Annotated in this window: 8 protein-coding genes and 1 pseudogene; 8 read left to right on the top strand and 1 reads right to left on the bottom strand. The window is 61.2% G+C overall.

Annotated elements, in window-relative coordinates; genetic code table 11:
• The first annotated feature begins 465 nt into the window (after window positions 1–465).
• Both C8029_RS21465 and C8029_RS21470 read left to right on the top strand, forming a co-directional pair.
• Window positions 466–864, top strand: coding sequence for a hypothetical protein (locus C8029_RS21465; RefSeq protein WP_152003715.1), 399 nt, complete (start codon window positions 466–468; stop codon window positions 862–864).
• A gap of 279 nt (window positions 865–1,143) precedes the next feature.
• A pseudogene (locus C8029_RS21470) lies at window positions 1,144–1,976 on the top strand (IS110 family RNA-guided transposase).
• A gap of 441 nt (window positions 1,977–2,417) precedes the next feature.
• Here the strand turns inward: C8029_RS21470 and C8029_RS21480 are convergent.
• On the bottom strand, window positions 2,418–3,443 hold the full coding sequence (locus C8029_RS21480; protein WP_009574077.1) for a LacI family DNA-binding transcriptional regulator: 1,026 nt from the start codon (window positions 3,441–3,443) through the stop codon (window positions 2,418–2,420).
• Between the two features lie 309 nt (window positions 3,444–3,752).
• Here C8029_RS21480 and C8029_RS21485 point away from each other — a divergent pair, with 309 nt between their 5' ends.
• The 6 genes from C8029_RS21485 to C8029_RS21510 all read left to right on the top strand — a co-directional run bounded on the left by C8029_RS21485 (window position 3,753) and on the right by C8029_RS21510 (window position 11,949).
• The gene (locus tag C8029_RS21485; protein WP_152003716.1) at window positions 3,753–5,126 is read left to right on the top strand and encodes an ABC transporter substrate-binding protein; all 1,374 of its coding nucleotides are present in this window, start codon (window positions 3,753–3,755) and stop codon (window positions 5,124–5,126) included.
• A gap of 77 nt (window positions 5,127–5,203) precedes the next feature.
• On the top strand, window positions 5,204–6,184 hold the full coding sequence (locus tag C8029_RS21490) for a carbohydrate ABC transporter permease (protein ID WP_152003717.1): 981 nt from the start codon (window positions 5,204–5,206) through the stop codon (window positions 6,182–6,184).
• 11 nt (window positions 6,185–6,195) lie between these two features.
• Entirely contained in the window at window positions 6,196–7,347 is a 1,152-nt protein-coding gene (locus C8029_RS21495; protein WP_152003718.1) for a carbohydrate ABC transporter permease, read from the top strand.
• A gap of 54 nt (window positions 7,348–7,401) precedes the next feature.
• Window positions 7,402–8,535 (top strand): ABC transporter ATP-binding protein, encoded by a 1,134-nt coding sequence (locus C8029_RS21500; protein WP_152003719.1) that lies wholly within the window; start codon window positions 7,402–7,404, stop codon window positions 8,533–8,535.
• A gap of 83 nt (window positions 8,536–8,618) precedes the next feature.
• Window positions 8,619–10,220 (top strand): alpha-amylase family glycosyl hydrolase, encoded by a 1,602-nt coding sequence (locus tag C8029_RS21505; protein WP_152003720.1) that lies wholly within the window; start codon window positions 8,619–8,621, stop codon window positions 10,218–10,220.
• Window positions 10,221–10,269: 49 nt separating this feature from the next.
• Window positions 10,270–11,949, top strand: coding sequence for a glycoside hydrolase family 13 protein (locus C8029_RS21510; RefSeq protein ID WP_009572940.1), 1,680 nt, complete (start codon window positions 10,270–10,272; stop codon window positions 11,947–11,949).
• Window positions 11,950–12,096: the final 147 nt, after the last annotated feature.

The raw sequence follows: 12,096 nt of genomic DNA on the forward strand, positions 1-12,096 counted from the left end.
GCCAGACTCCCGTGTTGCCGCATTGCGGCTTCCCGAGACCGGCCATTCGCGCAGCGTGCAACATTTTCGAGGGGCGAAGGTCCGGTGAGCGGGACATAGCGCCAATTCGCCGCAAGCAACCCAATGTCTGCTGTATCTAATCTGTTCGTTGTCCGGAACTACTCCGGGTCGAAAGAATGGGCGTATCACCGGCCTTTTCGGAGAAGTGTTTCGCGACCAGCAACCATCCGGTCTACCGTTACGGACTAATCGCCATAGAGTAAGCTCGCATCCTCGGCTAAACGGAACCAAACGGTGCATCTGAATCTGAGAACTAACATGAGAACTTGCCTTATAGCGGTCCTTCTAATCTTCGGCCTTCCCTTACACGCGGAAAGCCGATCGTCGCTAGCAGCAGCGATAGAAGACGCCGCGACCAACGCGTTCAAAGATGAGCGGCATTCTGTAGAGATAGAAGGCTGTCAGATGACAACCTACAGGTGGCGAGACAGACCTGAACAAGGCTGGGTTCTGTGGACATCTGTTCAGGTTGATATGGTCGATGCCGAGATCAATGAAAACAAACTCCGGCCAGGGGAGAAATTTGGTTACGCTGTTCTCGATCCGGGACCACCAGAAATCGGATTTGGGCTTATTGGCTTTACAATGCGTCCCTCAACTCTTGCACGACAAGAACGCTCCATCCTGCGGGAGCCATCGAGAGAAACCCACCCCTCTCCGAGAGGGGGTGGCTCTACGCATTACTATGAGTATCGGGAAGAGTTCATCTTCACGCTGGAAGGGCCGGGCGTATCAGAAAAGGTGCGCAAGTTCCCGGCACTGTATGACCGATATGTCAAAGCGTACTGCACCTTTACGGGGTGAACTCCAAAGCAGCCGCTCGCGCACAACGCAGCATGTGTGACTCTGGGCTCAAACCGGACTTGCGTCGGCGCGGCACGCGAATCTTAACCTTTCAGGCCTCGGCGCGACCAACCGGATGACCTCTTATCAGCCAAAGGGGACATGATCTTCGCGCCCGCAGCATCGGAGCCTCTAGGCAAGAGGGCGGGAAGGTGATGGGGTGGATGGCTCCTGCTCCAACCGGCGTCGCGATGCGCCATAGTGCAGGTGTCAGAATCTGCTTATGAGAGGAGCCACCCCATGCAAGTTACCACAATCGGCGTTGATCTGGCGAAGAACGTCTTCCAAGTCCGCGGTATTACAGAAAGCGAAGAAGTGGTGTTCAACCGCCCGCTGCGACGAGCGCAATTTCTATCGTTCTTTGAAAAACTGGATCCCTGCCTGGTCGGCATGGAATCGTGCAGCAGCGCCCATCACTGGGCGCGCGACCTTTTGGTTCGTCAAAGAACGCAGTTGATCAACGGCTTGCGAGGACGGTTGCCGAGTTCGGCATTTTCATTCCGAGAGGCTTGGCCCGTGTGATCAGCTTTGCCGAAGACATCACCCTTGGTGAAGTGCTCGACCTGCCGGAGATCGCCAACGAGGTGATCCTCAATCTGTCGGAACAACTTATGTCGCTGCATAAACGGATCTGCTGGTATGAGGAACGCCTAAAGCTGGTCGCCAAAGAAGATGCGCGTGTTCGTTTGTTGCGCACGATACCCGGTGTCGGCGCGGTAACAGCTTCCGCGATTATTGCCAGCATTGGCGACGGGCATCAGTTCCGAAATGGCAGGGAGTTTGCTGCCTGGCTGAGCCTGACACCCGCAAACAAATCGAGCGGCGGCAAAGAGAAGCTTGGGCGGATCACCAAGATGGGGGATCAATACCTGCGGCAGCTGCTTGTCGTCGGCATGACCTCACTGGTCCGACAAACACGATCCCACCCCGAGCGGGCCAGCAAATGGTTGACGTCATTGCTCGAACGCAAACGCGCCCGTGTCGCGACCGTCGCCATGGCCAACAAGACGGCCAGGATCGTCTGGGCTGTTTTGACCCGCAATGAGCCATACAGCCCACGCGCTGCAGTCTGAGAGGAAAGGAACGACGCGTTAGCAAGACCTGCGAGATGATGGTGCATAAGTCTGCCGCCAAAACCAAGACACTCCGCCGAATGGCAGGGGCGTAACAGTCCGCTAAGCTGATAGGAACTTGGTTTGCGGAACCCATCAGGGCCAGCGGTCAAAACCGCACAAACAGGCCGGACACATGACTGCTTCTGACAAATGCACAAATCACTTCAAAAATGTCTTACTATGCAGGAGCCATCCACACATGTCATTCGCTGCGCCTGCCAAGTTGAGCAACACCAAAGATTACAATTTGCGGACACCAATCGCCCAACACAGCGCTCTTTCAATGCTGTCACCTCTACCCAATAGTTGGATCTGAGGGAGGCCCCTCCGCTTCACAAGTTCAAGATCTGCGACGCGCGGCGGCCCACATGCGCGGTGATCGCATGTTTGGGTCGGCCTTTACGAAACAGGAACCTGTGCCACCGAATTCCTATCAATCCAGCGGGCTTTTTCCAGCCTGTGCAGATTCGCCGCCGCCACGCCTTTCAACCTCTGCTGCAAAAGTTCCGCAAGCGGCTCTCCCGCGTTGCGCACCGCGTCGCAGGTCACGGTGAGCGGCGGGACCAGCTTTGCGGTGTCTACACCGGGCAAGCGGTCGTCATGTGCGACGATGGAAACGTCCCCGGGGACAATCAATCCCGCCTCCGTGATCGCTGAAAGCGCGCCGATTGCCGTGAGTGAATTGCAGCAGACGAAGCCGGTTGGTCGGTCCGCCAATTCCAGCAGCGTCCGCGCCGCGTCCTGTCCAAAGCGCTGAGACGTGTCGCCGTAGCGGATCAGGTCCGGCAATGGCTCAAGGCCGGCCTCAGCCAGGGCGGTCTTGAAGGCCTGTGCGCGTTCGCGCGAAACCATCCAGCTTTCGTTGCCATTCAAAAGCGCGATCCGCCGATGCCCGTATTCGGCAAGATGCGCCACCGCCTTCCTCGTGAGATCCGCGGTATCAACATCGAAATAAGGGTACTCCGGCGCCTCGACATGCTTGCCATGCACGACAAACGGCACGCCTTTGCTGCGCAGGAACTCCATCCGCGGATCGTCCGCCAGGGGGAACAGCAGCACGAATGCGTCGATCATGCCTTGCCCGATCAGCCGGTCGTAGGTCTTCAGAGGGTCTTTGTCGGTCGAGATATGCAGGAACAAATCGAGTCCCCGAGTTGCCATGGCCTGCGTGAGTGCGTGGGTTATTTCGAAGAAATGCGCCGCTTCGAAGCCAGCGGGCGGTGTGTCGAGGACAAGGCCGACGACGCCGGACCGTCCGGACACTAGTTTTCGTGCGCTGTGGTTCGGACGGTAGTTCAGCTCCCGTGCGACCTCCTTGACCCGCTCGCGGGTCGATGGCGTGACATCGTCGAACCCGCGCAGGGCACGGCTGACGGTGGTCGCCGAAAGACCGGTGAGCTTTGCGATATCCTTCAAAGTCGCCACGTAATAGTCCGTCCCTTGCCGTTGTCACCAATCGAAAACGCGCCGCCGAACGGCGCACGGATCGAGAGGTTCTGCGCGCGTCCAGTCGGCTTCTGAAGAAATAGAAATCGCCGCGAAGGTCAATGACTTTTTGCGAGTCTCGGAATTTTATCGTTGATTTTAACGTTCCGATTTGTGATCTTAACGTTAAGATAATGAATAAGATGGATTCGCAAACGCGCTTCGGAGCACACCACTCCGGGGCGCAAGGCCGATACGCCCGGAGCCAGCGCACCTGCTCCGGCGCGGCAAACTTGAAAGGGAGGACACATGACATCCAAATTCCGCACTGCGCTCTTTTGCTCCAGCGCGATCCTCGCGGCATCGCTCGCCTGCGCGGCATCGGCGGACTCGCACCTGCGCTTTCCCATCGGAGAGGGGCCCTTCGACTGGGCCGAGTTCCAGGCCTTTGCCGACAGCCATGATTTCTCGGGCCAGACACTGGACATCGCCGGCGCGGGCACCGGCCGAGACGCCGATCTGCTGCGCGAGATCTTTGCCTATTTCGCCGAGGCTACGGGTGCCGAGGTGAAATACTCCGGCTCTGACAGCTACGAGCAGGACATCGTGATCGCCGTGCAGGCCGGGACCCCACCGGACGTGGCGCTGTTCCCGCAGCCGGGACTTGCCGCCGACCTTGCGAAGCAGGGCAACCTTGTGCCGCTCGCCGAGGACACGCAGCAATGGTACATCGACAACTTCGCAGCCGGAGAGTCCTGGGCCGATCTGGCCAGCCCGACCGGTCCGGACGGCAAGCCGCATGTCTACGGGATCTTCAACGCCGTCGACGTGAAATCATTGGTCTGGTACTCGCCTGAAGCCTTTGACGAAAACGGCTATGACATTCCCGAAAGCATGGAGGAGTTGAAGACGCTCACCGATACCATGGTGGACGACGGGCTGACACCGTTCTGCCTCGGGCTGGGCGCGGGCGCCGGCACCGGCTGGCCCGCGACCGACTGGGTCGAGGATTTCATACTGCGCACGCAACCGCCCGAGGTCTATGACCAGTGGGTGAAGAACGAGATCCCCTTCAACGATCCGCGCGTGGTGGCAGCCATCGAGGAATACGGCTATTTCGCGAGGAACGACGACTATGTGGACGGCGGTTCCAGCGCTGCGGCTACCATCGATTTCCGCGACAGCCCGGACGGGCTATTCGAATTCCCGCCGAAATGCATGATGCACCGCCAGGCGTCGTTCATTCCGACATTCTTTCCCGATGGCATCGTCATCGGCGAGGATGCCGATTTCTTCTACTTCCCTGCCTATGAGGGCAAGGATCTGGGTCGGCCGGTTCTGGGCTCCGGCGGGCTGGCGACGATCATGCAGGACAAGCCGATCGCGCACGCCTTCATGGCGTTTCTCCAGACCTCTCTGCCGCACGCGCTGACTGCCGCGCAGGGCAAGACCCTGACGCCGCACACGGGCGTCAGCCTCGACGCCTATGCCAACGACACCGGGCGGGCGCTGGCCGAAATCCTGCTGAGCGCGACGACCTTCCGGTTTGACGGCTCGGACCTGATGCCGGGCGAGATCGGCACCGACGCGTTCTGGAACGCGATGGTGGAATACACCACCGGCAGCCTGACTGCCGATGAGGCAGCCGCCGCGATCCAGGCGCGCTGGGACTCGATTCGCTAAGCGCATCCCCCAACATCATGCGCCGCGACAAGCTCGCGGTGCCTTTCCAATAACGGAACCGACGGGAGGGCGGACCGATGAATCCCATTATTCAGGGACTTGCGACGATCATTCTGGGGGTTGGGGGCTGCGTAGGCTACTTCTACGCATCGAACCTGCTGCTGGACAAGGTGCTGTACCCGGCCAAGGGGCCGAACATCGCCAGCAACATCCGCCGGGCGAACATCATCCGACCCTGGCTGTTCATCTTCCCCGCCCTGCTGGTTCTGACGGTCTACCTAGCTTATCCGGTCGTGGGGTCCGCCTACCGGTCGCTGTTCAACCGCTCGGGGGATGAGTACATCGCGCTCGGCAACTACTTGGCGCTGTTCGAGTCCCCCGAGTTCCGTCACTCCTTCCTCAATAACGCACTCTGGGCGCTCTTTGTGCCGGTCGTGTCGGTCACCGCCGGCCTGATCGCGGCGCAGCTCAGCGACACGCTGAAATGGGGCAACATCGCCAAATCGCTGATCTTCATGCCGATGGCGATCAGCTTTGTCGGCGCCTCGCTGATCTGGAAGTTCGTCTATGCCGTCGACAGCGATATCGGTCTGATCAACGCGGTGCTTGCGGGACTGTTCGGCGCCGGGCCAATCGACGTGATCCAGATCCCGTTCTGGAACAACTTCTTCCTGATGTTCATCCTGGTCTGGATCCAGACCGGTTTCGCCATGGTCATCCTCTCCGCCGCCCTGCGCGGCATCCCCGAGGAAACCATCGAGGCCGCCATTCTGGACGGGGCGAACCCGTTTCAGATCTTTTTCCGGATCAAGATGCCGCAGATCTTTTCCACCATCGTGGTGGTCTGGACGACGATCACCGTCGGGTCGCTGAAAATCTTTGACATCGTCTATGCGATGACCGGGGGCAATTTCGGCACCGAGATCCTGCCCAGCTACATGATGAGTTTCATGTTCCGCGACGATGGCCGCGCGACTTCGGTGGCGCTTGTCATCATGATCATCGTCCTTCCGGTGATGATCTCGAACATCCGCCAGGCACAAAAAGAACTTCGGTAGGAGGACCGGTCATGGAAAACATTGCAGGAAAGAAGCCCGCGCTGAGCTGGGCCAAGAATATCGCTATGGCGGCCATGGTCCTGATCTGGGTCATTCCGACGTTCGGCCTGCTGGTCTCGTCGTTCCGGGACCGCGACCAGATCTCGGCCACCGGGTGGTGGCAGGCGATGCTGCCCGTGGAACTGACAGCGCGGGCGCGCACCGGCACAGAGGCAACCCCCGACGGCCCCCTCTTCCGGGTCGAGGGCAACATCTTCGATGACGAAGAGGCGCGGTCGTATTTCTCGGGCACGCCCGGCGACATCTCAGCCTTTGGCACCCGCGGGGCAGAGCCCACCACCTATCCGGCGGGCACCACGGGCGATCTGGGCGATGGCGAGACGCTGACGGTGAATGCCGACGGCTCCTATGTCTGGATTACGCCGGAAAAGCCGGGCAGTCGCGGCCAGCGGGTGTATTTCGCGGCTGAGAGCCCGCCCAAGCTGACGCTGGACAACTACCGGACGGTGCTGTCAGGCGACAACATGGGCCGCGCCTTCCTCAACACGCTGATCGTGGCCGTGCCGGCGACGTTCATCCCGATCTTGGTCGCTGCCTTTGCCGCCTATTCGTTGGCCTGGATGGAGTTCCCCATTCGCGGCCTGCTGATCGCCGGGATCGTCGGGTTGCTGGTCGTGCCGATCCAACTGGCGCTGGTACCGGTGCTGAACCTGCACAACGACATCGGCGTGGGGCAGAGCTTCGTGGGCATCTGGCTGGCACATACCGGTTTCGGGATGCCGCTTGCCGTCTACCTGCTGCGCAACTACATGGCCGGCTTGCCGCGCGATATCATCGAATGCGCACGGGTGGACGGGGCGACGGATTTCCAGATCTTCACCAAGATCATCCTGCCGCTGTCGCTGCCCGCGCTGGCCTCCTTCGCGATCTTCCAGTTCCTGTGGACCTGGAACGACCTGCTGGTGGCCAAGGTGTTCCTGCCCTCGGCCGACGAGGCCAAGGTCATGACGGTCAAGATCGCCGACGATCTGCTGGGTTCGCGCGGCGGCGACTGGGGCATCCTGGCGGCGGCGGCCTTCGTCTCGATCGCAGTGCCGCTGGGCGTCTTCTTCAGCTTGCAACGGTTTCTGGTGCGCGGCCTGCTGGCTGGCTCTGTGAAGTGATACCGACGCGGGCCGCGACAATGCGGCCCCCGGACAGCGAAAAAGGATAGCGAAATGGCCAACCTCTCACTAAAGAACGTCGAAAAGATCTATGGCGGCACCGTGACGGTGCTCAAGGACATCGACCTCGAGATCGAAACCGGCGAGTTGATCGTCTTCGTTGGCCCCTCGGGCTGCGGCAAGTCCACGCTTCTGCGCATGATCGCGGGTCTGGAGCGGATCACCGGCGGCGAACTCGACATCGACGGCATGATCGTCAACGAGGTCCCACCGGCACAGCGCGGTATCGCCATGGTGTTCCAGTCCTACGCGCTCTATCCACACATGAGCGTGCGTGATAACATGAGTTTCGCCCTGAAAATCGCGAAAATGCCCAAGGCCGAGATCGACGAAAGGGTCGAGCGCGCCGCGAAGATCCTGCAGCTCGACGCCCTGCTCGATCGCTTGCCCAAGGCGCTCTCGGGCGGGCAGCGGCAGCGAGTGGCCATCGGGCGCTCTATCGTGCGCGACCCCAAGGTGTACCTGTTCGACGAGCCGCTTTCGAACCTCGACGCCTCGCTGCGCGTCGCGACGCGGATCGAGATCGCCCAGCTCAAGGAATCCATGCCCGACAGCACCATGATCTACGTCACCCATGACCAGGTCGAGGCGATGACGCTGGCCAGCCGGATCGTCGTGCTGGCGGGCGGCGGCATCGCGCAGGTGGGCACTCCGCTGGAGCTGTACGAAAAGCCGGAAAACGAGTTTGTCGCCAAGTTCATCGGCTCCCCCGCGATGAATCTGATCCCCGGGGAAATCATCCAGACCGGCGCAGAGACCCATGTCCGCACCAAGGACGGCGGCGAGGCGATCTCGACCGTGCCGACCCTGCCCGAGGATCTGGGAAAGACCGTCAATATTGGCGTGCGGCCCGAAGACCTTGTGGCGATCTCGGACGGCGGGCCGTTCCTCTACCATGGTAAGATCGCCATCACCGAGGCGCTTGGAGAGGTGACCATCCTCTATTTTCACCCGGACGTCGAAGGCCGTGATGCGGTGATCGCCAAGCTGCCCGGCATCCACAAGAACATGCGCGGCGTCGACGTCAAGGTGACCGCCGATCCGTCCAAGGTGCACATCTTCGAAGACGGCCAGTCGCTGCTTTACCGCGACCGCCCGAAGAAACGCATCACCGCTGGTGTGCACTGACGCCACCTGTCCGCCCCCCGGGCAGTTCTCAATACAGCCTCCGCGCGACCGGCGGAGCGCCATCAATCACGGACCAACACGCGATGAATCAGCAAACCATCCAAACCGCCCCCAATACCGCTCAGGAGTGGTGGAAAACCGGCATCATCTACCAGATCTATCCGCGCTCGTTTCAGGACAGCGACGGCGACGGAATCGGCGATTTGAGGGGCATCGAGAGCCGACTTGACTACCTCGTCGACCTCGGTATCGATGCGATCTGGATTTCGCCGATCTTCCCCTCCCCCATGACCGATTTCGGCTATGACATCTCGGACTATCGCGGCATCGACCCGATGTTCGGCACGCTGGAGGATTTCGACCGCCTGGTCGCCGCCACCCATCGGCGCGGGTTGAAACTGATCCTCGATTTCGTGCCCAGCCATACCTCGGAAAAGCATCCCTGGTTCGTTGAGGCGCGATCCTCGCGGACCAGCGCCAGACGCGATTGGTATATCTGGCGCGACGCCAAACCGGATGGCAGTCCGCCAACCAACTGGATCAGCGAATTCGGCCCTTCCGCCTGGACCTGGGACGCGGGCACGGGGCAGTATTACCTCAACATCTTCCTTTCGGAACAGCCCGCGCTGAACTGGCGCAATCCCGAAGTTCAGGCAGAGATGCTGGACACGATGCGCTTTTGGTACATGCGCGGGGTCGATGGCTTCCGGGTCGATGCCATCACCCACGTCGCGCCCGACCCCGACAAGGGCGACCATCCGCCCAACCCCGCCTGGCGCGCCGAAATGAACCCGTCGCAGCGCTTTCTCAAGGTGCATTCTAAGCACCAGCCCGCCGGGTTCGACTATGTGCGGATGATGCGGCAGGTGACCGAGGAATTCCCGGACCGTGTGCTGATCGGCGAGACGGATGGCGAGCTGAAAGAGGTCATGGCCTATTACGGCGCGGATTTCGACGCCTTCCAGCTGCCGTTCAACTTTACCCTGCAGGACGCGCCCTGGGAGCTGCCGGAAATCGTCCGTCGCATCGAGGCCTACGAGGCCGCACTGCCAGAGGGGGCCTGGGGCAACTGGGTACTGGGCAACCACGACTGTGCCCGCATCGCCAGCCGGGCCGGCCCCGCGCAGGCCGCCGTTGCCGCGACGCTGCTGCTGACCTTGCGCGGGACGCCGACGCTCTACCAGGGCGATGAGCTGGGGATGGAGAGCGCGGTCATTCCCCCCGAGGCCGTGCAGGACCCCTGGGAAAAGCAGGTGCCGGGGCTCGGCCTTGGCCGCGACCCCGCGCGTACGCCGATGCCTTGGGAGCCGGGGCCGACCCACGGCTTCAGCAACAGCCAACCCTGGCTACCGGTCTTTGTTCCGGTGGAGGGGGACGCGGCGGCACAACGCGCGGACCCTGCGTCGATGCTGAACCATGTCCGTGCGCTGATCGTCCTGCGCCGCAAGACGCCCGCGCTGACGCTTGGCAGCTATGAGACCATAACGGCCCAGGACGGGGTCTACGTCTTTGCGCGCCATCTCGATGGCGACAGCTACCACGTCTGCCTGAACTTCACCGACACCCCCAGGCCCTGCCCGGTGTCGGGCGAGGTGGTCCTGTCCTCTTACGTCCATGAGGGCGACGGCGCTGCGCATGCAGGCCAGATCGCTCCGCATGGCGCTCTCATCCTCAAAGCAGGCTGACCGGCCCGCGACTTGTTCCGCCTGCACTTCAACCCAACGGAAGACCAACATGAACCACACACTCAGAGAGCCCACCCGCTGGTGGCAGTCGGCCACCGGCTACCAGATCTACCCGCGCAGCTTTTGCGATTCGAACGGTGACGGGATCGGCGACATCCCGGGCATCATCTCCAAACTCGACCACCTGTGCGACCTCGGAATCGGGTTCATCTGGCTCTCACCGGTCTACCGCTCGCCGATGGCCGACAACGGCTATGACATCTCGGATTACAGGGACATCGCGCCCGAGTTCGGAACGATGGCGGATTTCGACCGGCTGGTGGCCGAGGCGAAGGCGCGCGGCATCGGCATCGTCATGGACCTTGTGGTGAATCACAGCTCCTCGGACCATCCCTGGTTCCACGCTGCGCGCACCTCTCGCGAAGCGCCGGAACACGAATATTACATCTGGCGCGATGCGGCGCCGGACGGTGGGCCACCGAACGACCATCAGGCCGCGTTCGGCGGCTCGGCGTGGACTTTCGTGCCAGGGGTGGGCAAGTACTACCTGGGCCATTTCAGCCCTGAACAGCCGGACCTCAACTGGCAAAACCCGGTTCTCCGGCAAGAGATTTATGATATGATGAACTGGTGGTTCGACCGGGGCATTGCCGGGTTCCGCATGGACGTCATCAGCTTGATCGGCAAGGATGTGGATGCCGGATTGTTCGAAGAAGGCCCGTTTTTGCACCAGTTCCTGCAGGAGATGCACAGCGAAACGCTGGCCGACCGCGACATTGTCACCATCGGGGAAAGCTGGTCCGTCAGCACCGATACCGCGCGGCTCTATTGCGGGCGCGACCGGCACGAGCTCGACATGGTTTTCCAGTTCAATCACGTGGTCGAGGGCTGGGATCCGGTGCATGGCAAGTGGAAGCCGAAACCCTTCGACCTGGTCGCTTTCAAACGGGTGCTGAACGACTGGCAGGCAGCGCTGGCCGAGGATGGCTGGAACTCGCTGTTCCTCAGCAACCACGACCTGCCGCGGCAGGTGTCGAAATACGGCGATGACGGCGCATACCGGGTGAAATCGGCGAAGATGCTGGCGACCGTGATCCACCTTTTGAAGGGCACTCCCTTCATATACCAGGGCGAGGAGATCGGCATGACCAACGCCACCTTCACCCGCATCGACCAGTTCCGCGACATCGAGACGCTCGGTCATTACGCAGAAGAGATCGCGCGCGGCGTCGCACCCGAGGATTTCATCGCCGGCGTCAACGAGAACGGCCGCGACAACGCGCGCACGCCAATGCAATGGAATGCCGGACCGAAGGCCGGCTTTACTGACGGCACGCCTTGGATCGAGGTCAATCCGAACCATGAGAGGGTCAACGCCGAAGCCGACCGCACAGATGCGGATGGCATATTCGCGTATTACCAACGCCTGGTCGCTCTGCGTAAGGACTGGCAGGTCATCGTGCACGGCACATACCGCCCCATCGCGAAGGATGACGGCGCAGTTTTCGCCTATCTGCGGGAGCTGGATGGCGTTCGCGTGGCGGTGATCGCAAACTTCACCGCCGAAGAAACGGATTTCGACCTGCCCGTTGAGTTTGTCGGCGCCGGTCGCTGCCTGCTGTCGAACGACGTGCCGCGGACCAGTCTGGAGCGACGCCTGAGCTTGGGACCTTTCGAGGCCTTCGCAATGTCGATCGGATCCGAGCGGTCTTGTGGCGATCGCCAATAGGCATGGTGGCAGCTGCATTTCTTGGGCAGGTTGATCTGCCTTTTCCTGGCAGGCTTTGCATAGGGCGTATGCTTTTATGACGACCTTGTGGGCGGCCACCGTGAAGCCGGCCTGTGTGGGTTTCCGGCGTCAAGAAGCCGATCAGCA

The sequence above is a fragment of the Roseobacter sp. TSBP12 genome (assembly GCF_009129705.1).
Taxonomy (GTDB): Bacteria; Pseudomonadota; Alphaproteobacteria; order Rhodobacterales; family Rhodobacteraceae; genus Celeribacter; species Celeribacter baekdonensis_A.

What these genes read in the sequence shown, in the direction of transcription:
- C8029_RS21465 (WP_152003715.1), top strand. Translation starts at nt 466, where the DNA reads ATGACAACCTACAGGTGGCGAGACAGACCTGAACAAGGCTGGGTTCTG.
- C8029_RS21485 (WP_152003716.1), top strand. Translation starts at nt 3,753, where the DNA reads ATGACATCCAAATTCCGCACTGCGCTCTTTTGCTCCAGCGCGATCCTC.
- C8029_RS21490 (WP_152003717.1), top strand. Translation starts at nt 5,204, where the DNA reads ATGAATCCCATTATTCAGGGACTTGCGACGATCATTCTGGGGGTTGGG.
- C8029_RS21495 (WP_152003718.1), top strand. Translation starts at nt 6,196, where the DNA reads ATGGAAAACATTGCAGGAAAGAAGCCCGCGCTGAGCTGGGCCAAGAAT.
- C8029_RS21500 (WP_152003719.1), top strand. Translation starts at nt 7,402, where the DNA reads ATGGCCAACCTCTCACTAAAGAACGTCGAAAAGATCTATGGCGGCACC.
- C8029_RS21505 (WP_152003720.1), top strand. Translation starts at nt 8,619, where the DNA reads ATGAATCAGCAAACCATCCAAACCGCCCCCAATACCGCTCAGGAGTGG.
- C8029_RS21510 (WP_009572940.1), top strand. Translation starts at nt 10,270, where the DNA reads ATGAACCACACACTCAGAGAGCCCACCCGCTGGTGGCAGTCGGCCACC.